The 26,883-nt window shown below is 49.8% G+C and carries 24 protein-coding genes; 17 read left to right on the top strand and 7 right to left on the bottom strand.

Going from position 1 to position 26,883, the window contains the following annotated elements; translation table 11 throughout:
- Positions 1-167: 167 nt before the first annotated feature.
- Entirely contained in the window at positions 168-2,294 is a 2,127-nt protein-coding gene (locus ACFOLF_RS08630; protein WP_210038022.1) for a right-handed parallel beta-helix repeat-containing protein, read from the top strand.
- A gap of 32 nt (positions 2,295-2,326) precedes the next feature.
- Here the strand turns inward: ACFOLF_RS08630 and ACFOLF_RS08625 are convergent, their stop codons facing one another.
- Positions 2,327-3,208 (bottom strand): metallophosphoesterase, encoded by an 882-nt coding sequence (locus ACFOLF_RS08625; RefSeq protein ID WP_210038021.1) that lies wholly within the window; start codon positions 3,206-3,208, stop codon positions 2,327-2,329.
- Between the two features lie 181 nt (positions 3,209-3,389).
- On the opposite strand from ACFOLF_RS08625, the gene ACFOLF_RS08620 reads away from it, so the two are divergent.
- The 14 genes from ACFOLF_RS08620 to ACFOLF_RS08555 all read left to right on the top strand — a co-directional run bounded on the left by ACFOLF_RS08620 (position 3,390) and on the right by ACFOLF_RS08555 (position 17,221).
- Entirely contained in the window at positions 3,390-3,803 is a 414-nt protein-coding gene (locus ACFOLF_RS08620; RefSeq protein ID WP_210038020.1) for a helix-turn-helix domain-containing protein, read from the top strand.
- Between the two features lie 96 nt (positions 3,804-3,899).
- A complete protein-coding gene (locus tag ACFOLF_RS08615; RefSeq protein ID WP_210038019.1) occupies positions 3,900-4,643 on the top strand; it encodes a YveK family protein in 744 nt (247 codons plus the stop codon).
- Complete coding sequence (locus ACFOLF_RS08610; RefSeq protein ID WP_210038018.1) at positions 4,633-5,292, top strand: CpsD/CapB family tyrosine-protein kinase; 660 nt, start codon at positions 4,633-4,635, stop codon at positions 5,290-5,292. The genes ACFOLF_RS08615 and ACFOLF_RS08610 overlap by 11 nt, the downstream gene beginning before the upstream one ends.
- 227 nt (positions 5,293-5,519) lie before the next feature.
- Complete coding sequence (locus tag ACFOLF_RS08605) at positions 5,520-7,346, top strand: polysaccharide biosynthesis protein (protein ID WP_210038017.1); 1,827 nt, start codon at positions 5,520-5,522, stop codon at positions 7,344-7,346.
- Positions 7,347-7,371: 25 nt separating this feature from the next.
- On the top strand, positions 7,372-8,538 hold the full coding sequence (locus ACFOLF_RS08600) for a glycosyltransferase family 4 protein (protein ID WP_210038016.1): 1,167 nt from the start codon (positions 7,372-7,374) through the stop codon (positions 8,536-8,538).
- On the top strand, positions 8,501-9,676 hold the full coding sequence (locus ACFOLF_RS08595; protein ID WP_210038015.1) for a glycosyltransferase: 1,176 nt from the start codon (positions 8,501-8,503) through the stop codon (positions 9,674-9,676). Before ACFOLF_RS08600 ends, ACFOLF_RS08595 begins: the two co-directional genes overlap by 38 nt.
- Positions 9,615-10,715 (top strand): glycosyltransferase family 1 protein, encoded by a 1,101-nt coding sequence (locus tag ACFOLF_RS08590; RefSeq protein ID WP_379113994.1) that lies wholly within the window; start codon positions 9,615-9,617, stop codon positions 10,713-10,715. Before ACFOLF_RS08595 ends, ACFOLF_RS08590 begins: the two co-directional genes overlap by 62 nt.
- A 5-nt stretch (positions 10,716-10,720) precedes the next feature.
- Positions 10,721-11,617 (top strand): glycosyltransferase family A protein, encoded by an 897-nt coding sequence (locus ACFOLF_RS08585; RefSeq protein WP_210038101.1) that lies wholly within the window; start codon positions 10,721-10,723, stop codon positions 11,615-11,617.
- A 49-nt stretch (positions 11,618-11,666) separates the two neighbouring features.
- Entirely contained in the window at positions 11,667-12,740 is a 1,074-nt protein-coding gene (locus tag ACFOLF_RS08580) for an EpsG family protein (protein WP_210038014.1), read from the top strand.
- Between the two features lie 285 nt (positions 12,741-13,025).
- Positions 13,026-13,754 (top strand): glycosyltransferase family 32 protein, encoded by a 729-nt coding sequence (locus ACFOLF_RS08575; protein ID WP_210038013.1) that lies wholly within the window; start codon positions 13,026-13,028, stop codon positions 13,752-13,754.
- A complete protein-coding gene (locus ACFOLF_RS08570) occupies positions 13,751-14,356 on the top strand; it encodes a sugar transferase (RefSeq protein ID WP_379113996.1) in 606 nt (201 codons plus the stop codon). The genes ACFOLF_RS08575 and ACFOLF_RS08570 overlap by 4 nt, the downstream gene beginning before the upstream one ends.
- A complete protein-coding gene (locus tag ACFOLF_RS08565; protein WP_210038012.1) occupies positions 14,346-15,338 on the top strand; it encodes an ATP-grasp domain-containing protein in 993 nt (330 codons plus the stop codon). The genes ACFOLF_RS08570 and ACFOLF_RS08565 overlap by 11 nt, the downstream gene beginning before the upstream one ends.
- Positions 15,328-16,041 (top strand): HAD family hydrolase, encoded by a 714-nt coding sequence (locus tag ACFOLF_RS08560; protein ID WP_210038011.1) that lies wholly within the window; start codon positions 15,328-15,330, stop codon positions 16,039-16,041. The genes ACFOLF_RS08565 and ACFOLF_RS08560 overlap by 11 nt, the downstream gene beginning before the upstream one ends.
- Entirely contained in the window at positions 16,034-17,221 is a 1,188-nt protein-coding gene (locus ACFOLF_RS08555; RefSeq protein ID WP_210038010.1) for an aminotransferase class I/II-fold pyridoxal phosphate-dependent enzyme, read from the top strand. Before ACFOLF_RS08560 ends, ACFOLF_RS08555 begins: the two co-directional genes overlap by 8 nt.
- Before the next feature lie 155 nt (positions 17,222-17,376).
- On the opposite strand, the gene ACFOLF_RS08550 is transcribed toward ACFOLF_RS08555, so the two are convergent.
- The 4 genes from ACFOLF_RS08550 to ACFOLF_RS08535 form a co-directional block, all read right to left on the bottom strand.
- On the bottom strand, positions 17,377-18,318 hold the full coding sequence (locus ACFOLF_RS08550; protein ID WP_210038009.1) for a dihydrodipicolinate synthase family protein: 942 nt from the start codon (positions 18,316-18,318) through the stop codon (positions 17,377-17,379).
- Positions 18,319-18,378: 60 nt separating this feature from the next.
- Positions 18,379-19,221: a carbohydrate ABC transporter permease gene (locus ACFOLF_RS08545; protein WP_210038008.1), complete on the bottom strand. Its 843-nt coding sequence runs from the start codon at positions 19,219-19,221 to the stop codon at positions 18,379-18,381.
- 12 nt (positions 19,222-19,233) lie between these two features.
- Positions 19,234-20,178 (bottom strand): carbohydrate ABC transporter permease, encoded by a 945-nt coding sequence (locus ACFOLF_RS08540; protein WP_210038007.1) that lies wholly within the window; start codon positions 20,176-20,178, stop codon positions 19,234-19,236.
- Positions 20,179-20,250: 72 nt separating this feature from the next.
- Positions 20,251-21,675, bottom strand: a complete 1,425-nt coding sequence (locus ACFOLF_RS08535; RefSeq protein ID WP_379114107.1) for an ABC transporter substrate-binding protein — start codon at positions 21,673-21,675, stop codon at positions 20,251-20,253.
- Positions 21,676-21,878: 203 nt separating this feature from the next.
- Between ACFOLF_RS08535 and ACFOLF_RS08530 the strand changes: the two genes are divergently transcribed.
- Both ACFOLF_RS08530 and ACFOLF_RS08525 read left to right on the top strand, forming a co-directional pair.
- Complete coding sequence (locus tag ACFOLF_RS08530) at positions 21,879-23,660, top strand: sensor histidine kinase (RefSeq protein WP_210038005.1); 1,782 nt, start codon at positions 21,879-21,881, stop codon at positions 23,658-23,660.
- Positions 23,635-25,275, top strand: coding sequence for a response regulator transcription factor (locus ACFOLF_RS08525; protein ID WP_210038004.1), 1,641 nt, complete (start codon positions 23,635-23,637; stop codon positions 25,273-25,275). Before ACFOLF_RS08530 ends, ACFOLF_RS08525 begins: the two co-directional genes overlap by 26 nt.
- A gap of 179 nt (positions 25,276-25,454) precedes the next feature.
- Here ACFOLF_RS08525 and ACFOLF_RS08520 read toward each other — a convergent pair whose 3' ends face one another.
- Both ACFOLF_RS08520 and ACFOLF_RS08515 read right to left on the bottom strand, forming a co-directional pair.
- The gene (locus ACFOLF_RS08520) at positions 25,455-25,955 is read right to left on the bottom strand and encodes a GNAT family N-acetyltransferase (protein ID WP_210038003.1); all 501 of its coding nucleotides are present in this window, start codon (positions 25,953-25,955) and stop codon (positions 25,455-25,457) included.
- Positions 25,956-26,019: 64 nt separating this feature from the next.
- Entirely contained in the window at positions 26,020-26,631 is a 612-nt protein-coding gene (locus ACFOLF_RS08515) for a TetR/AcrR family transcriptional regulator (RefSeq protein WP_210038002.1), read from the bottom strand.
- Between the last annotated feature and the right edge of the window lie 252 nt (positions 26,632-26,883).

The raw sequence follows: 26,883 nt of genomic DNA, 5'->3' as shown, positions 1-26,883 counted from the left end.
ATGAAATGGATTCGAGGGCCAAACAAATTTTGGGAGTTAGTATGATTGTCCATCACGGACAGGCTTTTCGCAGTGCTATAGTGAAAATAACAAAGAGCTTGATCAGGACTCTCTCTTTGTTATTTCATCCTCATGCTTCGACAATATTCATAGGGGAGGGACAAGTTATGAAGATCAAAATGTTGGCAGCGGCCTTCATTATGATGATATCGCTCGTATGGCATCCGGGGTTTTCGACGACAACGGCAGAAGGTGCTGAAGCAGCTCGGATTCCTTATCTGATCGAGCTTTCCCGGTTCGGGATTTATAATAACGGGACACATCCGGTAGAAACGACGAAGGGAATCAACGCCGCACTGCAATGGGCCCATCAGAATAATATTCAAGCTGCTTCGCTGCCTTCGGGAAAATACCTGATCGACAAAAACAGCCGGATCAATATGGTAGGGAACATGCGCTTCGAGCTGCCAAGCGATGCAGTGCTCCAGAAGGAAACCAACGGACGCGAAGCCTACGAGATCATGTATATCGGCTATGGGGCCGATAATGTAACGCTCAAGGGCGGAACCTACCGCGGTGACAAAGATACTCATGATTTTACGAAAAAAGACAGTCCGCATACCTCAGGGACACATGAGAGCGGATACGGCATTCAGACCCAAGGAGCCATTAACCTGACCATCGACGGCATCAAGGCGATTAATCTTACGGGCGACGGTCTGGCTCTGGGCGGGAAAAATACGCTGGTCAAGGACCTGTATGAAGGAAATTTCGTCTCAGGAGGCATCGACGACCTCGGCCGTCCAGTCGCGGATGCGAAAAAAATCAGAACGAAGGCGCAGCTTGATTTCTCCAATCCGATTTTCAAGACAGAGCGTCAGTTCGAACTTGCCAATCCGGTTAATTTGCCGAATGTTGTCGATTTAGTTTTCTACAATGCAGCCGGCGGTTTTATCAAAAAGCTGCCAAATGTGAAAATGCGGGATCTGATTGATATTCCGGCGAAGGCCAGTTCATTTCATTTGGTCTATGCCAAAGCGGGCACCAAAGGCGCTTATATGGAGTTTTGGAACCGCGCCTTGACCCGCAATGCGCTCGTCACCAACTCGGAATTCGCCTTTAACCGGCGCCAGGGCATTACTGTCGGCGGCGCGGATAATGTGACCATCAGCAAAAATATTCTTCATGATATCAAAGGCGTCGCACCGCAATCCGGCATCGATGTGGAAGGCGGCTTCGGCGAGAACGGCAACCGGAACAGCAATATTAATATTAAAAACAATCGATTCTATAATAATGCAGCATATGACGTGATTCTCTATGATGGCCGTGATGCGGTAGTGGAGGGCAATGAACTGGGATCCAAGGGAGCGATAGGCCTTGCGGTATCAGAGCCGTTCACGGGAGCGCGGGTGATCAACAATCATTTTGACGGCTCGCGTATATCCGCCACCAACGATGCCGCGTTCATCGGCAATCAAATGAACGATTCCTACACGTATTTTGAGGGTCCAAATATAACGATCGACGGGATGGTGCTGAAGGATTCCCGATTTGCGGTAACGTCGAAGGTTCCGTTCGGGGTCAGCGTTTCGAATATTACGATGTACAACAATAAGAAAAGCGATTCGGGGTTAGCGGTCTGGGGTCAGCCAATCCGCATCACGAATATGACGATTCATGGCGAACCGACGCTGCGGGCTGTAGTAGGGGGCGCGGTTGGCAGTATTTTCGACAATTTGAAGGTGCTTGGCTTCAATTCCGAATACGGGCTCTCGCTACCGCCGGGGACCTACAACGGTTGTATGCTTGAAGGGGCGGAAGGCGGCAAATTCGGATCAATTCAAGCCGTGGCCGGCGGCAAGTATGTTTTTGACAAATGCACGTTTATCTCCAATTCCACAGTCAATACGAATTTTCTGGGCGAGCATCCGCAGCTGGATCTGACAATCAAAAACTCCGTATTCAAGGTTCGCGGCAACTCACAGGCGATTAATGTTCAATCCGCGGCGAATGTCACGCTTGAGAACAATTCGATTACGGCCGACAAGCTAACGAGTACAAGTATGGAATTGATCAAGCTGAACGATTACTGGAAGCGCGGCGATCCGTTCGATATTTTGAAAGCCTCCGTTGTTGGCAATCGGGTTGTTTCGAATATTGCGGCAGTAGGCATTTCCACCGTCAATGCAGGCGTTGGCGCTCCGGCCTATACGATCAAGAACAACAGTCTGCACGCCGCCATCCTGTCGCTCAAGAGCAACGATAAGGCATCCGGCAACACCAAGTCATGACCGCAGGCATCGGCTGCTGCTGAGTAAGCGGATCAGGACCAGGTTCGAGGAGCGCCAGTCAATGTCAATACGGTGATTTCCGGCCGGCACCAGAAGCGGACGGGATAGGTGGAGACGCCTATCCCCCGATTGGTGTAAAGCGTTAATTTTTTCTCATCCCCGAGTACATACAACCCATCCGGATATTTGCGTGCAAGCTCAGGTGTAAAAATGGCGCCGAAGTGGGGTAGACGCACTTGTCCGCCGTGGCTGTGTCCTGACAGCTGAAGATCGACATTGTAGTTTAACGCCTCATCCGCCATATCCGGTTCATGGGCAAGCAAAATGGTGAACGGCTCTTTTCCGTTTGGCGGGAGAGCCGCATCAAAATCGTGGCTGCCCCGCAGGACATCGTCAATTCCCGCAATCCGCAAAGGCTGCCCTTCGTGCCCGATCGGCTCCCAGCTGTTGTTCATCACCCGAAAACCGCCGTCCTCCAGAATCGAGGTGACAGCCTCCGCGCCTGCCGTATAATCATGGTTTCCAAGCACGGCCCATTTGCCAAGAGGCGCCTTCAGCTGGCCCAGCAGACGGGAGCATCCCTCTTTGCTTGATCCCACCGAATTATCGTAGAGATCGCCTGTGAAGCAGAGCAGATCAGGCTGAAGCTCCCGAAGCTTTGCAACGAGACCCTCCATCCGGTCCAGACCGTAATGAAAATCCAGATGGACGTCGCTGAAATGCACAATCCGCAAGCCTTCGTATGAGCGAGGCAGATTGCGAAAGGCCAGTTTTTTGTTTACAATCCGGATCAGCCGCGGCTCCATATACCGCGTATAGCTAAAACCCGCAATCGGGGCTGCGAGCAAGGCGCCGAATAATAATCCGCTTTTTTTGAGGAAGGTACGCCGTGTTATATATCGTTCTGTTTTCATATGAACTCCTACTAGTATCTGATTTACTAACATTATAGCAAATATAGCCTGAGAAGCTTGATATGTTCGTTATAAAGAACTACAATGATTGTATTGCAAACGGCGAGGTGATGCAAATAACAAGCAGGCGCGTGCTTGCGGTCCAGCCGCCTCGACATTAACAAAGATGAGGGAGATTCCTATGATTGGAGACCGGATAAAAAGTCTGCGGGTAAAAAAAGGCTACTCTATAACAGAGCTTGCCGACCTTGCGGGTGTTTCCAAATCTTATTTGAGTTATATCGAACGAAATGTGCATAATAATCCTTCGCTTCAGATGCTGGCCAAAATTGCCGCTCCTCTGGATACCAGCATTGAATTCCTGCTGGAGGACCGCGACCAGCCGGGGCTTCAAATGGATGATATTCTGGATGAAGAATGGAAAACGATCATCCGCAAGGCTGTCAACGAGGGCATGAGCAGGACGGATATGAACGAAACCAAGGATCTTATCGTGCTTAAGAAATGGAAAGAACATAATGTGGATGCCTGTCTCCATATTAACAGGTATAACAAAACATCCACTTTTATTGTGCTGCATATTAATTATGGTTAATTAGTCGCATTGCTGTATTGACATGTTCTATATAAAGAACTAATATGGAGTCATATTGTTCTTTATAAAAAACAAAAGCAAAGAGCGGGTGACCTGATGGAAGCGGAACGGCTCGGAAACGGGAGCGTTAGAAGAACACCGGGAAGAGAGATTAATCTGAAGGCTTTGTTTGTCGTCATTCGAAAGCGCCTGTGGATTGCTGCCGCATCGACGGTATTATTTTCGATACTGGGTTATGCCTACCATTCCATTCCTGAAACGCCTCTATACAGCGCCGCATCGAGGATTATTATCGGGGCAGACAGCCCGGAAACGATGAGCACCCTGAAGGTTATGATAAGAGAACCGATCGTATTGGATGCAGTCATCAAGGATCTTGGCATTAACCGCTCTCCCGGGGCGTTAAGGCAGCAGATTGGCGTCACCGCGGTGGAGGGATCTTCAATTACAATCATTTCCGTCGCAGATGCGGATCCTGCGCTTGCAGCCGCTCTTGCCAATTCTGTCGTTCGTGAATTCACGCGGCTTGCTGGTGAAACGCTGAATTTTACTTCGATAAAAGTACTGACGGATGCACAGTCTCTTGCCAATCCTGTGCCGATCAATCCCAAGAGCAACCGGATTCTGTATGCCGCCTTCCTGGCTGGTCTGGCAATTGGAATCGGCCTGATCTTCCTGCGGGATTCATTGGACGACTCCTTGAAATCCGGACAGGAAATCGAAGAAGTGCTGGGCCTGCAGGTACTTGGACAGGTCTCGAGAATGAAGGTGCGGAAGCTGCCTGGCAAGCAAAAGCAGAAGAAAAGTTTAGCGCTGCGGGGTGAAACGATTGGATCATAAACGAAATAAACCGGGAAAACATGCCGTGAGCGCCTGCCTGATCAGCTATCTTCATCCTCATTCCGCTTCTGCGGAGCAGTATAAGGCAATACGCAATAATATCCGTTATGCCTCCAGAGGAAAAACGGTCAATTCCGTTGTTGTCACATCGCCTTCGTCAGGAGAGGGCAAAACAACCGCTGCCGTCAACTTGGCGGTATGCATGGCACAGCAGGGAGAACGCGTGCTGCTGGTGGATACGAATATCCGGAAGCCTGTCCTGCAGCATGTCTTTAATCTTGAGACGGCAGCCGGACTCACAAATGTGCTGGCCGGGCAGGTGGATCCGGAACAGGCAATCCACCATACGGAGATCGACAAGCTGGATCTGCTTCCAAGCGGTCCCCTGATGTATCAGTCAATCGAGCAGCTGGACTCCAAACGGATGGCTTTGGTTCTGGAGTATGCGAAGGGCCATTACGACAAGGTGATTTTCGACAGCGCTCCGGTTCTTGGCCACCATGATACAAATGCGCTGGCTGCCAGATGCGACGGAGTCATTCTCTTGTTCACAAGCGGCAAAACCAGACAGGACAGAGCGCTGGAAGCCAAACGTTCGCTGGAGTTTGCCGGAGCGACGATCATCGGCGCCGTGCTGAACAGAAGCTGAAGGAGGATCTGCTTCTTATCCTTCTGTCAGTGTGAATTTACGTTCGTTATAAAGAACAACAAGCGGCAGTATAAACAAGGTTAAATCTCTTGGCTGTTAGAGATTTACCTATAGGGTTTTCATTTAATGGGAAGACCCGATAGGTAAGCCCTCTAAACAATGGGAATAACAATCAGCGGCTGAGACTTGTCGGCTGTACTAATCGCATGGAAAGGGTGAGCCTGACTTTGACCTATCGACAACGGCTATTTTTCTTGATTTTCATGGATTCCTTTATTGTACTGACAGCCATTTTCTTCAGCCGCTTTCTGGTTAGCGCCACATTAAACGTATTTACGGTTCCAATCATCAGCAGCTCCATTGTGCTGCTTCTGAGCCATCATGGATTCGCCTTTCTCTACAAGCTGTATAAGAAGGCCTGGGAGTATGCCAGCTTCGGGGAGCTGCTCAATATTGCCAAAGCGATTACCTTGTCGATTGTGACCGCAGCCTGCATCCAGCAGCTCCTCTACTATGATGTCTATTTCCGGCTGCTCGGGGTGACCTGGATGCTGCATATTCTGCTGATCGGCAGCTCTCGCCTGTGCTGGCGGCTGCTGCGGGATACCTATATCGGACAGCAGGGGGACCGCAAACGCACGCTTATCATAGGAGCGGGGTCCGCTGGGACGATGGTGGCCAGGCAGCTGCTCGGCAGCATGGACAAGGAGCTGATGCCTGTGGCGTTTATCGACGACAACGCGAAGAAGCATTATCTGGATATCCTCGGCCTTCCCGTCATTGGCGGCATTGCGGCTATTGAAGAGAAGACCCGGGAGCTTGCCATTGACCATATTGTCATCGCGATACCTTCATTGAATAAAAATCAGCTCAAACGGATTATCCGCGAATGCGCCAAGACGACGGCCAAGACGCAAATCATCCCCATGCTGGAGGATCTGGCGACCGGCAAGGTTTCCGTCAGTCAATTCCGGGACGTGCAGGTGGAGGATCTGCTCGGAAGGGAGCCGGTGGAGCTTGACATAGACAGCATCTCGGAATATGTCACGAACCGGGTGGTGCTGGTGACCGGTGCCGGAGGCTCCATCGGTTCGGAAGTTTGCAGGCAAATCTCCCGCTTCCACCCGGACAAGCTGATTCTCCTCGGTCATGGGGAGAACAGTATTTACACGATTGAAATGGAACTGAAGGAAATGTTCGGGCAGACAGATATTGAATTCATCACGGAAATTGCAGATCTGCAGGATGCGGACAAAATGATGTCGGTCATGAATGCCCATCATCCTCATGTGGTATACCATGCCGCTGCGCATAAGCACGTTCCCTTGATGGAACGCAATCCGGAGGAAGCCCTTAAGAATAATATCATCGGCACCTTGAATGTCGCCAAGGCGGCAAATCATTATCGTGTCGGCACATTCGTCATGATTTCTTCGGACAAAGCGGTTAACCCGACCAGCGTCATGGGCGCGACCAAGCGGATTGCGGAGATGGTCATTCAGCATATGGCCCGGTACAGCACCACCCGTTTTGTGGCCGTCCGCTTCGGGAATGTGCTGGGCAGCCGGGGCAGCGTAATCCCGCTGTTCAAGAAGCAGATTGAGCAGGGAGGGCCGGTAACGGTTACCCACCCGGATATGGTGCGTTATTTCATGACCATTCCCGAAGCTTCCAGGCTGGTCATTCAGGCCGGAGCGCTTGCCAAAGGCGGAGAAATATTTGTGCTGGATATGGGCGAGCCTGTGAAAATTATGGAGCTTGCCAAAAACGTCATCCGCATGTCGGGCTACACGGTGGAGGAGATCGGCATCCGTTACACGGGAGTCAGGCCGGGAGAGAAGCTGTTCGAGGAGCTGCTGTCCGCCGGAGAGGTTCATGAGAAGCAGGTCTATCCCAAAATATATGTGGGAAAATCCTCCGAAGTAGACTTCGGCGACATTGAGAATCTGCTGGCGATTTACCATACCCATACCAAAGCGGAGCTGAGGCAAATGCTGCTGGATTTCGCGAATCATAAAATCGCCGTTCCGGAGCTGCTGTCCGTATCCGGTTAACCTGAAGATTGGTAGGTGCACCCGCATGCCTCCGAAAATACTATTTGTCGCGACGCTGGATACGCATTTCAGAGCGTTTCATCTGCCGGTCATGCGGCGCTTCAAGGAGCAGGGCTGGGAAGTGCATGTCGCGGCCAAGGGCGACAGCGAGCTCCCGTTTACAGATCAGAAATTTAATATTTCCATCGAGCGATCACCGCTGCGTCTTTCTAATATTAAGGGCTGCAGGCAATTGAAGCTCCTCATGGAGAGGAATGACTACCGGATTGTTCACTGCCATACGCCAATGGGGGGCGTCCTGACCCGGCTCGCTGCAAGAAGCGCGAGAAGAAGCGGCACGAGTGTTCTGTATACTGCACACGGCTTTCACTTTTGCAAGGGCGCTCCGCTTCTGAACTGGCTGCTGTACTACCCGATCGAGAAGACTCTTGCCCGCCGGACGGACTGTCTTATTACCATCAACGAAGAGGATTACGCCCTCGCGGCTGCAAGAAGGTTCAAAGTGAAGCGGCTGGTCCGCGTGCATGGCGTCGGTGTCAACACCCAGCGCTTCGCGCCTGTCGGCTCGCAGGAGAGGAACCGGCTGCGCCAAGGCTTCCGCTACGGCAAGCATGAATTTCTGCTCTTCTACGCCGCTGAATTCAACGGCAACAAGAATCATCAGCTGCTGATCCGCGCAGTCGCCCGGATCAAGGATCAGGCTCCGACGCTGAAGCTGCTGCTTGCCGGCGATGGACCGCTGCTTGCGGAGTGCCAGAGCCTTGCTGCAGCCCTTGGCGTCCGGAGCATGATTGACTTTATCGGCTACCGCGACGATATCGACCGCCTGCTGCCCATGTGCGATGCGGCCGTTGCCTCCAGTCTGCGGGAGGGACTGCCGGTCAACATTATGGAGGCGATGTCCTGCGCCCTGCCGGTTGTGGCAACCGCGAACAGGGGACATTCGGAGCTGGTCAAGGACGGGAGAAACGGATTCATTGTCCCGCCTGATGATGCCCCGCAGTTCGCAAACCGCTTGCTTGAGCTTTATCAATCGGAGGAGCTGCGCAGGCGGATGGGTGCGATGAGCCTTCACGACGTGGCTGCATATTCCATCTCCCAGGTGGTGAAGGAGCTGGATAAGGTCTATTCAACGTACATGATGGAGGATGGAAATGAAGCCCAAAGTCAGCATAATCGTGCCTATCTATAATATGGAGAAATATTTGAGCAGATGTATGGACAGCCTGCTGCACCAGTCTTATGTGAACCTGGAGGTTATCGCCGTAAATGACGGGTCGCAGGACATGAGTCTTGCCATATTGGAGCGATATGCCAGGAAGGACGGCAGAGTCGTTGTCATCAATCAGCCGAACAGCGGCGTTTCAGCGGCACGCAATGCCGGGCTTCTGGCGGCGGAGGGCCAGTTTATCGGGTTTGTCGATCCGGATGACTGGTTGGAGCGGACCATGTTTGAGGAGCTGGTTGGAGCGGCTGTCCGGGAGCGGGCCGACATTGTCATGTGCGGCTACATCCGTGAGTTCGGCACTCATTCGCGGGTCAAAAAGTTCGATCTGCCGCATGCAGCCGTCAGCAGGGGGGAAGAGATCCAATCCAGATGGATGCGGCGCCTTGTCGGTCCGCTGCGGGAGGAATTGGCGCAGCCGGATTATCTGGACGCCTGGGGAACCGTGTGGAACAAGCTGTACCGCTCCGCAATGCTGAAGGATAAAGCGCTGAAATTCATCGATCTCCATATTGTCGGCAGAAATGAAGATACGCTGTTTAATATTCATGCATTTTCCCATGCGGAAGCTTTTGTCTTTATAAACCGCCCGCTCTATCACTATTGGCGCGTAAATTCAGCCTCCATTACATCGCTTTACAATCCGCTGCTGGTTGAGAAGTTCGAGCAGCAGTACCGGCTTATGGAAACCTTCATTGACGAGCATCGGCTGCCATCTGAATTCCGCGCGGCTCTATCCAATCGGATATGCATGAACATTGTGGGGTTGGGTCTGCATATCATCAGCGCCGGCAATCCCGCTTCCTTGCCCGGAAAAATCAGGTCCCTGCGCAGGCTGGTGGCCCGTCCGCGATTCCGCGAAGCTCTTAAGGGGCTTGAGCTTGCCTACTGCGCGGCGCCATGGCGGATATTTTTTACCTGCGCCAGGCTGAAGCTTCCGCTGAGTCTCTATATCATGCTTAAGGCAATGAATGCAATGAGAACCAGATCCAAAGGGGGGATGAGCTCTGAAACCGGTTCGAATTCTGCAGGTGGTGACCGTGATGAATCGGGGCGGACTGGAAACGATGATCATGAATTACTACAGGCAAATGGATCGCAATAGCATCCAGTTTGATTTCATGGTCCATCGCTCCGGGAAAGGCCATTACGATGATGAAATTATAGCGCTCGGCGGCAGAATCCATCATATGCCGCAGATCAGACCCGGCTCTTACCGGCTGTATTTCAAGCGGCTGGACGCTTTTTTTGCGGAGCATCCGGAGTACGCTCTGGTGCATGCCCATATTAATGAGAACAGCAGCTTCGTGCTCCGGGCAGCCAGAAAGGCAGGCGTTCCCTGCCGCATCGCCCACAGTCATCTGAGCGACCTCGGGATTGACAGGAAACTGCCGTTTCGTCTGTACGCCAGGCATTTTATGAAGGACCATCCCAATGGCTATTTTGCCTGCTCCCGCAAAGCCGGGGAGTGGCTGTTCGGAAGACGGATACAGGGACAGCGCCCCTTAATTGTGCTGCACAATGCTGTGCCCGTTCAGGAATTTGCTTTTCAGCCTGAGGTCAGACGCTCGGTGCGGGATGAGCTTGATGCGGAGGGGCGCCTGGTGATTGGCCATATCGGCCGGTTCACGCACCAGAAGAATCATGAGTATCTCATTGATGTGTTCCAGGCGGTACACCGGCAGAATCCGAAAGCGCTGCTGGTGCTTGCAGGTGAAGGCGAGCTGAAGCCGGGCATAGAACGCAAGGTGGAGAAGCTGGGTTTGACCGGGCATGTCAGATTTCTGGGTGTCCGTTCGGATATTTCCAGACTGCTGCAGGGCATGGATCTGTTTCTGTTCCCTTCCCGTTTCGAGGGGCTTCCCGTCGTGCTTATTGAAGCGCAGGCCGCCGGTCTCCGCTGCATCGTATCGGATGCGGTTACGACCGAGGCCGATGTGACGGGCAGGCTCCAATTCGTGAGCTTGCAGGAAGCGCCGGAAGTCTGGGCCAAGCGTATTCTGGAGACGACCTATGAGCACGAGGACACATCCGAGGCGCTGCGCAGGCACGGATATGACACGGGGTCCATGGCCAAGTGGCTCAGCGATTATTACATGAATCAATTGGCCGCCGCCGCCAGCCAGGGGAGGCAAGCGCATTGAACCCGATGCTGACTGTATTTACACCCACCTATAACAGAGCCTACACCCTGCATCTGTGCTATGAGAGCCTGAAGCGCCAGCGCTGCCGGGACTTTGTGTGGCTTATTATCGATGACGGCTCCGACGATGATACGCGGACGCTTGTCGAAGGCTGGGTCAGGGAAGGCATGGTGCCGATCCGCTATTATTATCAGGATAACCAGGGCATGCACGGAGCGCATAACACCGCTTATGAGAAGATCGATACCGAGCTTAACGTCTGCATTGATTCCGACGATTATATGCCGGATGATGCCGTGGAGCGGATCACTTCATTCTGGAAAGCGCATGGCAGCGGGCAGTATGCGGGAATCGTGGGATTGGATATGGCGCCGGACGGCAAATGGATCGGAACGGCAATGCCGGAAGGGCTTAAGTCTTCCACGCTTACCGATCTTTACGCGAAGCATGGCGTCAAAGGGGACAAGAAGCTGGTGTACCGCTCCGAGCTTACCCGGACCTTCCCGCCTTATCCGATCTTCCAGGGGGAGAAATATTGCCCCCTCTCCTGCAAATATATATTGATCGATCAGCAGTTTCCGCTGCTGGTGATGAATGAGCCGTTATGTGTGGTCGAATACAGACCGGACGGCTCAAGCATGAACATGATCCACCAGTACAAACGAAACCCGCGGGGCTTCAGCTTTTTCCGTAAAATCGCCATGCGGTATGCGCCATCGTTCAAGGAGCGGCTGCGGGAATGCACGCATTATGTCTCCAGCAGCCTGATAGCCAACAACCGCCGTTTTTTGCGCGAATCTCCATGCAAATGGACCACTTTGCTCGCTCTACCGCCGGGCTGTCTGCTCTATCTGTACATTCGCCGGACGAACAGGGCGGCGATGAATCAATTGGGCAGTTAAGCCGGAGGCATTTATGAATCGGGATCCCGGACGAAAGGAGGAATGGCAAATGTCGATATTATGGATGAATCTGCTGCTTGTGTTTGCTTTTGGCTGGATGGCCAGATATTTTGCCGTACCTTCTCCGTCCGGGCCCGCTATGGTCAGCCCAAACAAGCTGATGGCAGCCCTGGCTGCGTTCACGCTTATTCTGGTTGCGGGGCTGCGGATTAATATCGGCGACACATTCTTCTATATGCACAGCTACAGGGAAACCGATTTCCGGTGGGACTATGTCGTGCAGCAGAAGGATATCGGCTTTAATCTGTTTCAGATGGTGCTGAAGAACTTCTCCGCCGACCCCCAGACGCTCATATTTGCAACCGCGCTGATTACGAATGCCCTTATTGTAGTCGTCCTGTACCGTTATACGCGGCTGTTCGAGCTCGGCTTGTACCTGTACATCACATCTGGCGCCTTTCTTGTTTCCATGAACGGGATCAGGCAGTATCTGGCGGCTGCGATCGTGTTTGCGGCGTCGAAATATTTGTTCGAGGGCAGCATGTACAAATATATGATGGTGGTGCTGGCGGCATCCTTCTTTCATCAAAGCGCGCTTATTATGGTTCCGCTCTACTTTATCGTCCGCCGCAAGGCATGGACGGGCACGACCTTCGGAATGCTTCTGGTCGCCATTGCGATTGTGTTTGGATACAATGAGTTCTCGGAACTGCTGTTCTCGGCGCTCAAGGATACGCAGTACGGGGAGTACAGCACATTCTCCGAGGGCGGAGCCAATGTGCTCAGAGTTCTGATTAACGCGGTGCCGCTCGTGATCGCTTATCTGGGCAGGGAGAAGCTGCGGGAGACCTTTGCTCATGCCGACATTGTCGTTAATTTATCTCTTTTGGGCTTCATTCTGATGGTCATTTCCACGCAGAACTGGATTTTTGCCAGGATGGCCATCTATTTCACCCTCTACCAAATCATTCTGATGACATTGGTCGTCAAGGGCTTCCGGGAGAAGGACCAGAAGCTGATTTATTACGCTATCGTTGTCCTGTACCTGATTTTCTTCTTCTATGAAAGTGTCATTACGCTGGGCCTCGACTACCAAAGCAATTATTTGAACTGGCCGTTCTGAAGGGCTGGTGATCAACCGGCGGAGCAGGCGGAAATAGTCTGTAGAAGCGTAAGCGTTCGCCATTGTATCCCGAATTTAACATATAGAGGTGACAAAGCTCTGATCACAATCCTTAACGTGGATAGCTTTGCACCAGAGGTATTTTAATTCAAAAAATTCAGGGGTACAACAGCGATCTCGACAAGTGACAAACGATAGACATGCTTGTAGCACTTGCGGGTATCGGAAGACGTTTCCGCATGTGCAGCCTGGATTTTTCACCGGACCTCTGAAGGAGGAAGGAAAATGTCATCAACTCATATCCCGCGCATCATCCACTACTGCTGGTTCGGCCGGGGAGCGAAGCCCCAGCTGTTTATCAAATGCATGCGGAGCTGGCAAAAGCATCTGAACGGCTACCAGCTCATAGAGTGGAACGAGGATTCATTTGATATTCAATCCAATCCGTACGTAAAAGAGGCTTATGCGGCCCGCAAATATGCGTTCGTCAGCGATTATGTGCGGCTTCACGCTCTTTACCATCATGGCGGGATTTATATGGACACCGATGTTGAGGTCGTGAAGCCGCTCGACCGCTTCCTCGATCACGAGGCGTTCTCCGGGTTTGAGGACGGGCATTTTCTTCAATCCGGGACGATGGGAGCCGCCAAGGGGCATCCCTGGATCGGCGAGCTGCTGCTGGATTATGACAAAAGAAGATTTCTCCGCAAGGACGGAAGCTACGATACGACGACCAATACTGCGGTGATCAGCCGCACCTGCGAGAAGCACGGGCTGCTGCTGAACGGCGAGTATCAGGTGCTCGCAAACGGCGTAACCTTTTATCCGCGAACCTATTTCAGTCCCTATGATTATATTAACGGGGCAAGCTTCATCACGTCGGACAGCTATACGATTCACCACTTCGCACAGTCCTGGCTACCGGCGCATGTCCGGATGAGAAGCACGCTCAAGAGAATGGCGAGCCGCCTTGTCGGCCCCAAATTAATCGCAAAGATGAGGGACATGCTGTGAAACGATTAATGGATCTTCTGCTGGCAGTCCCCCTGTTTGTTTGCCTGCTGCCTGCCATGGCGGTGGTTGCGGTTCTGGTGCGGACCAGGCTGGGTTCGCCGGTGCTGTTTAAACAGCACCGTCCCGGCCAGCACGGGAAGCCGTTTCAGATGATGAAATTCAGAACGATGACCGATGCCAGGGACTGCAGCGGCCAGCTTCTGCCCGACTCTGTGCGGTTGACTCCCTTCGGGAAATGGCTCAGGAAGGTCAGTCTGGACGAGCTGCCGCAGCTGTGGAATGTGATCAGAGGCGATCTGAGTCTCGTAGGTCCCAGGCCGCTGCTGATGGATTATCTGCCCCTGTATACGGAAGAGCAGGCGCGGCGCCACGAGGTCAAGCCGGGCATCACCGGCTGGGCCCAGATTAACGGACGCAATGCGATTTCCTGGGAAGAGAAGTTCGCGCTTGATCTGTGGTATGTGCAGCACCGCAGCCTGAGGCTGGATGTCGGGATCCTGCTGCTGTCGGTCAGGAAAGTATTCCGGTCCGAAGGTATCCAGAATGGCAATCATGCCACGATGCCGGTATTTAAAGGGAGTGTGAAGGGACTTGAACGCTAGGGAAATGAATATTTTATTTACAAGCTCGGGACGAAGAGTGTCGCTGATCCGCAAGTTCAAGGAAGCTTATGCAAGCCGCGGGATTCAGGGCAAGGTCGTGACGGCCGACAATAAACCAACCGCACCGGCGGCCTTTGCCGGGGACAAGCATGTTCTCGTTCCCAGAGTCGCCGACCCGCGGTATGTGGAGACATTGCTTGCGATATGCAAGGAGGAACGCATTGATCTGCTCATTCCCCTGATTGATACCGAACTGGTCCTGCTGGCGGAAAACCGGGCGTTGTTTGAGCAGCAGCATGTCCGTCTGCTGGTCTCAAGCGTCGAGCTTAATGAACTCGCCTCGGATAAAATGAAGACCTTTGCCTTCTTCACGGAGCATGGCATCCGCACCCCGAGGGTATACAGCGAAGCGGAAGTGCAGGTTGAACCGTTGGCATTTCCGCTGCTTATCAAGCCCAGGCGAGGCAGCTCCAGCCAAGGCGTAACGAAAATTCACAGCAGGCGCGAGCTGGACTTCTTCAAGGATTATATTCCGGAAGCGATGATTCAGGAATATGTGACCGGCGAAGAATATACGGTCGATGTGATGCTGGATTTTCAGGGGACGATCAAGGCCATTGTGCCCCGGCTGCGGATGGAGACGAGGGCGGGTGAAGTCAGCAAAGGGGTTACACGAAGAGATGCTGCGGTCATCCGCGCTGTCCGGCAGGCGGTAAGCGTGCTTCCCGGAGCAGTGGGCTGCATTACGCTGCAGTGCTTTAAGCAGGAGAACGGCGAGATTACGTTTATCGAGATCAATCCCCGTTTTGGAGGCGGAATCCCGCTAGCCATTGAAGCGGGCGCGGACTTTCCGCTGTGGACCATCATGCTTGGAAGAGGCGAGCAGTTTACGGGGGAGCCTGATGACAGCTGGGATGATGATCTGACCATGCTTCGTTATGACGATGCTTTCTTCACGAAGGAGTTTGCTTATGGGCATTAAAGCCGTCGTGTTCGATCTGGACGATACATTGTACCTGGAGAAGACTTATGCCTTGAGCGGCTTCAAGGCAGTGGATCAATGGGTCAGGGACCGCCATGGAGCCGGCGGTTTCTATGAAACGGCGGCCTCGCTGCTGCATTCGGGGGTCAAAACGCTTATATTCAACCGGACTCTGGAGCAGCTTGATATCAGCTATGACGAGCGGCTGATCGCGGAGCTGGTGGAGTTTTACCGTTCCCACCGGCCGGATATCGCTCTGCTCGAGGATGCCGGGTGGGTGCTGGCGAACCTGGACAAGGACGTGAAGCTGGGGATCATCTCCGACGGGTACCTCGTTGCCCAGCAGCAAAAGGTTCTGGCGCTTAATCTGGCGGATGCTTTCCATGCGATTGTATTGACGGACGCGCTGGGCAGGGATCATTGGAAGCCAAGTCCGCTCCCGTATGAAACATTCAGCAAACAGACCGGAATTCCGCACTTTCAATGTCTATATATCGGGGATAATGCAGCCAAGGACTTTGTAACGGCCAAACGGCTGGGATGGACCACCGTGCAGATCAGCAGGGAGCAGGGGATATACGCGGCTGTTCAGGCTGAGACCTCGCATCAGGCTCATTATCAAATCGGCGACCTGAAGGAGCTTGCCGGTTTGCCGGCGCTTGCGCATTTGTTCAAGAAGGAAGTGAAAGCAGTCCATGGATAACAAGCATAAACGGATCTATTTGTCGGCGCCGCATATGAGCGGCAGGGAGCAGCATTATATCGGTCAGGCTTTTGCCGACAACTGGATTGCTCCTGTGGGTCCCCATGTCGATGCGTTCGAGCAGGAGATGGCGATTCACGTGGGGGCAGGCGGATGTGCGGCGGTCAGCTCCGGAACGGCAGCGATCCATCTGGCCCTGCAGCTGCTTCAGGTTGACAGGGGGGACCGCGTGTTCTGCTCCACGCTGACGTTTGTCGCCAGCGCCAATCCGATCCTGTATATGTGCGCGGAGCCGGTATTTATCGATTCGGAGCCTGCGACCTGGAACATGTCGCCACAGGCTCTGGAGGCGGCGCTTGCGGAGGCGGACCGGGAAGGGGCGCTGCCTAAAGCGGTCATTGTCGTCCACCTGTACGGACAATGCGCCAAAATGGACGAGATAACGGCCCTTTGCGCCCGTTACGGGGTCCCGGTCATCGAGGATGCCGCAGAGTCGCTGGGCTCCACCTATAAGGGAAGGGCAAGTGGAACGCTCGGCGAATTCGGTGTTTATTCCTTCAATGGCAATAAAATCATTACTACATCAGGCGGCGGCATGCTGGTAGCGGAGGATGCCGGAGCATTGGAACAGGCCCGGTTCCTGGCGACTCAGGCGAGAGACCAGGCCGCGCATTATGAACACAGCCAAATGGGCTACAATTACCGGCTGAGCAATCTGCTGGCAGGGGTGGGCCGGGCACAGCTGCAGGTGCTGGAGGAGCGCGTCGAATCGCGAAGGGCCATCTTCGACAGGTACAGCAGTCAGCTGGCCGCTCTGCCGGGCATTGCCTTTATGCCGGAGCTTGCGGGGACCAGATCCAACCGCTGGCTCACGGCATTGACGATCGATGAACAGGAAGCGGGGCTGACGGCTTCGGAGGCGCTTCACGTTTTGGCCGGGGAGAATATCGAGGCTCGTCCGGTATGGAAGCCGCTGCATCTGCAGCCGCTGTTTGCAGGCAAGCGTTATTATTCGCATGAGGGAATGAACGTGTCTGAACGGCTGTTCGCGGCGGGGCTCTGTTTGCCATCGGGGTCGGGGATGCAGGAGGATGAGCAGCAGCGCGTTATCAGCTGCATAACGGCGGCATTCGAGCAGGCGGCGACGCGGGCGGGACAAAGCCGCATTGCGCTCTCTTAAGGTTATGGAAAGATGATAAGCACCATAAAGTAAACACCCGCCGCCCGGCTTGGTCAAAACTGAGCCGAGCCGTCGCATATCTCACCAACATGCAACAAAGGCACCGATGCCGGTGCCTTTGTTGTATGCTGGTCTTTGTTAGTAGTATCTTACTCTTAGCTCAATTGACTTTCTCTGACTAATATATTTCTTTTAAAGACTTCAATAAGTTCTGTCGCAGTACCTGCTGTATGCGAGATACCGGCAAAAGGGCCTTCTGGAGAACAGTACCCTACCGGAATTTCAAAGATTTGCTCCAGAATCAGCTTGATCCCAGGAAGGTTTCCGATCTCAGCGTGAGAATAAGCCTCTGTTACGTCGTTCGCTCGCCGCTGAAGTTCCCGTGCCTCATCATACTTGCCATTATTCATTTTTTCCATCATGACTTTATGGTGATAGCAGGTTATCGCCTGCAAAGCTCCGATATTTCCGTCCGCGCCCATAAGCTGCGAGCAGATCGCTAATTCATCAGCACCTGTTAGAATATTCAGGTCAGGACGTATTTTCTTGAATCTTTCCAAAATGTAAAAGTTATTGTCGGTGAATTTTATGCCACGGAAGGTAGGAACCTCTTTCATGGCTTCGAGCAGCGCCGCAGGATCAACTGCTTGCCCCCCGGTCAATGTTCTGCCCATGGACACCCAATAAATATAGAATGGGATATTCGGTGCGGCAGCAGAAATGCGCTTGAAGTACTCGACATTCTCTTGTAATGAAGCTTGCTCGGAAATACCGACGGAGGCTACTGCATACGCGCCATGCTTAGATGCATGTGCAGCCAGTTCAACAGAATCCTGCAGATTTTGATTGTAACCCACATGTACAAAAATCGGTAATTTTCCTTTGGCAGCAGCTAATACAGCTTCCGCCCATTGCTTTCTCTTGTCCACGCTTAGATGCGCGCCTTCGCCAGTCCAACCCAGCATATACAATCCATCTGCCTGCTGCTTGCAGTACATGTCTACCAAAGGCTGAGCCAATTCAGTCTTAATATTGCCCTCTTTGTCCATAGGTGTGACGAGTGCCGGAAGTACGCCTGTAATAAGTTTTTCTTGCATTGTAACTCTCTCCCATCTTAAGTGAATGATTATTGTAATGTTTTCACATAACAATTTGGGTTATCCTTTAACTGCACCACTAGTAAGGCCAGCGACAAAATATTTGTTCAAGGTAATGAACACAACAAGCATCGGAATGACTGCCATAACGGTACCGGCCATCATCAGATCCCATGAAGTTACAGATTCGCCTGAACTTTTCATAGAGACGATGCCTACGACGAGGGGCTGCTTATCCGGATTTCCTAAGGTGAAGACCATTGGAAGCAGGTAATCGTTCCATGAATTCATGAAGGCAAGCAGGCCAACGGTTGCAATCAAAGGCTTCGTAAGCGGGAAGATGATGTTGTAGAAGATTCGGAAGAAGCTGCAGCCGTCAACTCTGGCCGCTTCATCAATTTCTTTAGGAATCCCATCGATAAAGCCTTTGGCCAAATATAAATTGGTGACATTGATACCAAAGATATAAATAATGATAACGCCCCATAACGATTGGTTTAAGTGAAGGGCTTTTGCCATATTAAGCTGGGGATACAGATACAAGCTGCCGGCAGATATGAACATGGAGAAGGTAATCAGAGCCAGAAGCGGTTTTCTGCCTTTAAATCTGCCTCGAGAAAATACGTAGCCGGAAGTTATTGAAGTGATGATGGTTCCGATTACAATGACCGTGCACATGTAAATGCTGTTCCATGTATAAACTTTAAAATTTGACAGGTTCCATGCCCGTACGTAATTTTTAAATGTAGCCTGCTGCGGGAAAAACGAAGTAGAAGTCAGTATACTTGCTGTGTTTTTTAAAGAGCTGATCACCACATAAAATATCGGGAAAATAACAAACGCGGCGATAAGCGTGAGAACGATGTATAACGGAATGGCTTCCAGCAATTTTTTATTTTTCATTCATATCGCCCCTTAGTAATAAGCGCCAACATTTCGAGTCAGTCTCATATACAAACTTACTACAATGGTTAAAATAATAGCTGTTATAACAGCGAGCGCGGAAGAATATCCATATTGGCTAATAGCATCTGCGGCCCCGTAGGAGAAGAAATATTTAAACGTGTAGGACATCACGACCTCGGTTGAACCGCCTGGCTGACCATTGGTCAATACCAGAACCAAGTCGGACATCTTAATGCTGTTCACAATGAAGAGCATCATAATGACTTTCCCTGTCGGAGCCAGTAAAGGGAGAGTTATTTTTGTGAATCTCGTCCATTTGCTAACGCCATCTATATCAGCGCATTCGTATATTTCCTGATTTATATTTTGCAGCCCCATAATGAAAAAGATCATGTTCATCCCAAATCCTTTCCATACACTGGCAATGACAATGACACTATCGGCCAGCCACTTGTTCCCGAACCAATTAATGTTTGTTTCGATGATATGAGAAGCTTTGAGCAATTGATTGACCGAGCCCAGGAACGGTTCAAACATCAAGAAGAATACAATGCCTACGATCGCTGTACTCACAATGGTTGGAGAGAAAAAAAGGGTTCGGAATAAGGAGTTTATTTTTTTCCCGCTGTTCAGGACGACCGCTAAAAAAAGCGCAAGAGGAATCTCAAGAACAAATTTAGCTGCAACAATAATGAATGTGTTTACCAATGAATCCCAGTAAAGACTATCCCGTGTAAAGGCCCGGACATAGTTGTCGATTCCAACAAAGCTGGGAGGTGAAATGCCATCATAATTAAACCATGACCACCTGATTAGCCATACCATGGGGTAAATGGTGAACAAGGCAAATCCAATGAGCATCGGAGCAAGCATGAGATAGGATTGCACTGTATCTTGTCGGTATGATTGTTTAACTGTGGCGTTTTTTTGTTTAACAAGTTTTAAAATACGCATAATGGCGTTTGCCTCCTTACTATGGAGACGTTTTAGGTATGGGTCATGATCTCCATGCCTAAAACGCCCATGTTATTTAGATCGCGTATCCCAGTTTTCGTTCACATACAGGCTCATATCCATACCGCCACTAACGGCTTTATCCAATGCGCTGTTATAACGTTTATCCAGATCGCCAAGAGCTGCAGCGACGTCAGCATTGGCAGGTCCTGCGATCAAATTGACTATTGTATTTTGATAAGGCTGTCCTTCTACGGTAATCCCTCCATCTGGCGGCGTTAGCGCCAGGTAGGAATTGGAAGTATTTCCGAATTCGGCGGTTCCTGCTTTTTTAAAGCTGGCAGGAGCTTTCGCTTGGATATCCTGTCTTGCAATGAAATCGACTTCATTGTTTTGAATGTCTTCCAGCACTTTATTACTATGGAAAAGCGCATACACTTTCATAGCTTTTTCCGGCATTTCCTGCGCGCTGGGTCCTATGCATAATGCGTCAGCAATTTGTGCATAGTTCTTATATTTATTGGCTGGATCCATGACGGGGGTATCGATCACGCCAAGATCAAAGCGGCTCCCAATCTCTTTCCAAAACTTATCGAGGGTGGAAACATCCCAGTTTACCCCGGGAAGCATAGCGATTCTACCCGCAGCGAACTGCGCCATGAGCGCATCATTGTCCATGCCTTCTCCGCCGGGGAAGATGCTGCCATCTGCCTTCATTTGGAGTATTTTTTGGATATTCTGCGTGAAATCTGAAAAGGCAAATTTGCCTTTAGTGAAATCGTAACCCATATGACCGACAGAACTGGCAAACTGTGCGGCGAAATACCATTTTCCTGAAGATGCTGAATCTTTTAAATGAACGCCATAGCCATAAGCATTTCCTTTGTTGTCATTTGTAATTTTCTTGGCGTAAGCTGCAACATCGTCCCATGTCGCGGGAGGAGCATCAAATCCCGATTTTTTGAGCAAATCCTTGTTATACATAAATTTTGTAGACAATACCTTGTAAGGAACGCTGTAGGATTTTCCGCCAAAGGTCGTATAACCATTGATCAGAATGTCCTTGTAGGTGCTAAGAAATTCAGGTCCGCCGGGCAGTTCATCAATGGGAAGCATCCAGCCGGAGCTAATGAATGGTTCCTTGACCGTACCTACAAATTTATAGAGTTCCGGAGCCTGACCTGCCGCTAGTGCAATTTTTAATACATCATTGTAGTCGCTGCCAAATACTTTGTATTCGATGTGGATTCCATCCTTTATTCCTTCGCCTTTGTTATACTCTTCGATAATTGGATCCATTATCGGTTTATATGAACCATCGTTCGTCCATACACGTACAGTTTCCATTGTGGTGTTAGCAGATCCATTCGAATCGTCAGCCGATTCCTTTGCCGCGGTGTTACTGTCAGAATTACCCGTACAGCCAGACAAGATCCCCATCAAGAGCGCAAAAATAAGACAAGCTGGGCCGACCCGGATATGTGCTTTGGCAAGCATGCTTTTCAAAATTATTCCTCCCTTTCTATTTTAGAAGCGCTTACAACTTATGATAGCAATTTATATTTCACGCGAAAATACAAAAAAATGAGCAAAAAAGTACGATATATTACGCAGTTGGCGAATGGTCTTGTAATCGGTTATTTTTCGTTGATATACTGAAGTGCTGGAAATCCGTAGGAAAGGAGCCTTATACAAATCGTATGAATATTCGAAGCAGACTGGTGATTTATTTTCTCGCTTCCATACTGATTCCATCTGTCATTATTACTGTTGTCGTTTACATGGGGTCTACCAAAATTATTAATAAGAAGATGAATGAGTTAGTTGAGAAGAATTTGAACTCAGCCCGCCTGATTGTACAGGAGAGGCTTGAATTTATTGATGAATTAACAACCTTGATTTCATTGAACCCCATGGTTCAGGAGGTTTTAAGCGAGAGTCCTACGAATAATATGGTTGACAACGTTACGCAAATTATTAAGCTTGATCGGGCGCTCGACAGCTATTATTTATCCAACTACTACGCATCTCCCAATTCATCCATCGTACCGACAATTTATTTAATCAACAGGCCCGAATACAAGAAATATGACATTTCCAATAAGGTTCAAGAAATTTCTGCGATTGAGAATGCGCCATGGTACCGGACTATGGGCAGCAAAAATATGAATATAGATGCTCAGTCCGGCAATGGACCGGTTATTATCGCAAAACGTCTATATAGTTTGAGGAGTGCGGATAAATATGACTATGCTGCTCTGCTCACGGTTGAATTGGAGAAGTCAGGTATTAACAGCATGCTCTCTACTTTCAAGCCTTCAAAAGGGAGCCGCATTTGTATACTGGATCAAGACAATCAGGTGATCATGAGCAGCGATTCCATGACTGGCCAGGAAGAGGAGCTAATCCAATCTCTTCATACAAGTGCCGGTAAATTCCAGCAAGTAGACCTGGATGGTGAGCCGGTTATTATTTCGTCTGAAAAGCTGGATAAAGTCGAATGGAAAATCGTAAATATGACGCACTTGAATGAGATCAATTCGGATCAGAACCGGTTGACTCGAATCGTCAGTTTTGTTCTTATGAGCTGCATGTCTGCGGCTCTGCTGGCTGCTTTTTTACTTTCGCGCAATATCTCCAGCCCTATTACGAAGCTTGTTGCTTCTATGCGCACCGTCAGAGAAAATAACTTTGATATCGACATCAGCTATGATAAGAAAGACGAGTTCGGATATTTAATACAGCAGTACAAACGGATGATCCGTCAAATTAAGGATTTAATTGATAGGCTTTATATAAGCGATTTAAATAAACAAAAAGCGGAACTGCTTGCCAAGGACGCGCAGCTTCGGACTTTACAAGCCCAAATTAATCCGCACTTTCTATACAACACGTTAGATTCCATTAACCTGTCCGCGATTAAGCATAATACGCCTGAGATTAGCGAGATGATTAATTCGCTTGCCAATTTTTACCGGTATTCGCTCAGCAAAGGCCGAAACATGATTTCTCTTGATGACGAGATCACTCATACCCATAGTTATCTGGAAATTCAATCCATACGTTTTGGGCCAAGATTGCGGTATTCCATCCATATTTCCCGTGAACTGCGAAAAACAAGAATTGTAAAGCTGGTCATTCAACCCCTTGTAGAAAATTCAATTATTCATGGTTTTGCCCAAAAAGAAGGAGAACTGGAAATACGGATTACTGCAAAGCAAGAAGCGGATAAAATCGTTTTGTCAATCATAGACAATGGTACCGGCGCAGATGTGAATGATCTGAATCAATTGCTGATATCAAGCGATAATCAAGAGAAGTCTTTTGCAATTATGAACGTTCATCGACGGCTTCAAAGCACGTTCGGTGATGACTTTGGACTTCGCTATATCCGCAATCAGTCCGATGGTATTATAGCGCGAATTACAATTCCTGCGAACTACATGGGGGAGAATAATGTTAACAGTAGTCTTAGCCGATGATGATTACCTGGTCAAGGAAATTTTGTGCGAGAACATTCCTTGGAATGAACTTGGCATGGAGGTTATTGGCCTTGCAGAGAATGGCAAAGAGGCTCTTGATCTATGCATGGATCTAAAACCCGATATTCTGGTGACTGACATTAAAATGCCTTTTTATAACGGACTAGAGGTTGCTATTCAGCTAATGGAGAATCATATCCAAACGAAAACTATTTTGATTAGTGGTGTACAGGATTTTAATTACGCCAGGATCGCCCTGAATGTGCAGGCCGCCGGGTATATTCTTAAGCCGATTCAACTAAAAGAGGTTATTGCTGTTCTTAAAAAGGTAAGAGATGCAATAGAAATGGAGTTCCAGCGTGAGCAGGTGGTTAAACGGCTCGAGCAGCAGCTGGCGGAAAATATGTCTACAGTGCGGGATAAATTTCTGAATTATCTTGTCTCCGAGGGGGCGCTCAATAACGGTGAACTTCAAGAAAGACTGGATTATTTTAAGCTGCCGCTGAAGGCCATTCAAGATATTATCGTGGTAGTGGCGGAAATTGACGATTATGAAAGCCGGGTAAAAAGCAAAGGGATCGATCGGATACAATTTTATAATTTCTCAATCAAAAATTTAATTGAACAAATATTGAACAATTATCAAGCGGGGATCTGTTTTACAACAAGGGATAACGAGTTTGTTATTGTGTTCTGCGGGGAGTATTGCAAAGAAGACAAAATGACCCAGATCTTCGAGAGCATTGAACAGCTTCTGCATGATTTTGATGGAATTACGCTTTCTATGGGAGTTGGCCATTGCGTAAGTCTAAAGTCCGCCAATCTCTCTTACAGCTGTGCATGCAGCGCCATGAGCTATAAGTTCTATACAGGCAATAACTCTATTATCCATATCAACGATATTGTCAGCACGAGCTCCATGGATAAAATTAGCGAGATGAAAGGAAATACCGAGCTCAATAGTCTGAAAAAGACATTATTAACCGAAATCAAGCTGGGGAACAGGAATCGGGTCCACCATCTGCTGGAGGAATACTGTGTACGGCTGACTCAAGCCAAGCAGTTGTCCAAGCACTATATACGCGGACTTTTTCTGGAATTGATCATTGATACGTACCGCGAATTTTGCGAAACCGAAGGAGAGGTAACGGAGGTGATTTCCAGCTACACAGCTTCCATGCAATCCGTTATTAGCGTAGAGACCATCAGAGAAATACAGACACATTCCAGCGGAGTGCTGTTATGTATCGCTGAATATTACGGCACCAAGTATAATAATAGGCACTCTGCTTTGATTGAACGCATTAAAAATTATGTGAATCAGAGTTATATGGATAATATCTCGCTCGCTGATATAGCGAATGAAATATATATGTCGCCCAGCTATATCTGTGCTGTATTTAAGCGGGAGACGGGGAGTACGATAAATGAGTACATTATTGAGAAAAAGATGAGTTCAGCAAAAAAAATGCTGACAGGTACAAAAATGAAGGTGCTTGAAATTGCAGAGCAATTAGGTTATGAGAATTCACAATATTTTAGTTATTCTTTTAAAAAGTATACCGGAGAGACTCCACAGCAATATAGAAGCAGAAGCACCTCTCAAATTTTGTGACATAATTTTCCATTTAGAGAAGCCGCTGAACTATTATGCACTCGCAGCCTTTTGGCTTAAATTGAAAAACCACCAGGAGTTTCTCCTGGTGTTGCTGGTCGTGCGCGGAAGACAAGTCTATTAAGAAGATAACAGAAGAACGAATGACAGCAGCGGCATCCGTTCCCTCACCCTTTTCCTTACAACCGTCTTCCCAAAATAATCAAATCCCTCTCGACACCGTCCAGATTGGCGATCCGGGGCAAATGACCCCACTCCTCGAAGCGGTATTTCTTCAGCAGCGCGAGGCTGCCTTCGTTGTGGCCGAACACAAAACCGACCAGCGTATTGATATTGAGCCTTGGGCTCTCCTCGATGGCTTTCCCGATCAGCAGGCTTCCCAGTCCCTTCGACCTGTAGGACTCGGCAATATAGATGCTGATCTCCGCCGTAGCGTTGTAGGCCGGCCGGCCGTAGAACGACTGATAGCTCAGCCATGCGACGATTTCATCCCCATGCCTGACCACCCATAGGGGCCTGAAATCGGCGGAATGCTCCTCAAACCACTTCAGCCTGCTTGCAACCGATACCGGCTCCAGGTCGGCGGTTACGGTGCGGCTGGCAATGGTAGAGTTGTAGATATCCACGATTTTCGGCAAATCCTCAAGCTTGGCATCCACGATGCTGTAATTATTTTGCATAGCTGCATCCTCCGATAAGTAGTTTGACTTCCATATTGCGATGAAGATTGCCGTATTTCCGATATTACTCGAACAGCCCCATCGTTCTGTAAATGCCCAGCATCGTCAGCCGCGTGAGCTGCAGCGCCATATATTGGGGCGTATACATGGTCGGATCATTAACCCAGTTCAGGATTACCCCCATGACGGACGAGCTCGAATAATTCAGTAAAATATCCAGCGGAACAGACAGCTTCTGCTCCATCTTCCTATTAGCAATTCTAGCGTAAAAGCTCTCCCGAATCACCTCATATAATTTAATGGTGAATATTTCCGGTTCAAGCCGGGTCAGCATGGCCTGATAGAATCGTTTGTTCTCCGTCAGATGCGTGAAGAGTTCAATGAAGAAGGGGTCAGGATCGTCAAAATTGCCGTTATACGCAAGGGCACCGGCATGCTCGGGATGAATAAGCCGGGACAATTCCCCCAGCTTCTCCCGGGTCAGCTTCTCCCGCAGGTCGAATTTATCCTGATAATGGGCATAAAAGGTAGACCTGTTTACATCGGCGCAGGTGGTAATATCCTTGACCGAGATGGCGGAAAAGCCTTTTTCAAAAATTAAAGAAACAAACGCGTCAACGATCGTAGTGCGCGTTTTATGGATCCGACGGTCCGGATGACGGGAATCCTGCATCATAAGACACCTCCAAGCCTGGGATCGGGATCAAAAAGACGGATGACATATAACTCAAATATGTAGGTTAACCAACATAAGATGCAATAATGTTGTTTTGTTGAAAGTGGCGCAGAGCCGGTGCGACGCGGACAGCGTAGAATGAAAATCTGTAAGTTGTACCTTTATGCCTGCGCTTTTGTCCATTCGCTGCCCACAAGGACAATTTTCATTCAAATGTTGAATAAAAAGGATAAAACCAACAAAGTCCAAGGT

Origin of the sequence: Paenibacillus sepulcri, assembly GCF_042647105.1 — a bacterium.
Lineage (GTDB): Bacteria > Bacillota > Bacilli > Paenibacillales > Paenibacillaceae > Paenibacillus_Z > Paenibacillus_Z sepulcri.
Note: the sequence above shows the minus strand (reverse complement) of the source record. Positions and strands in the feature narration are given on the sequence as shown.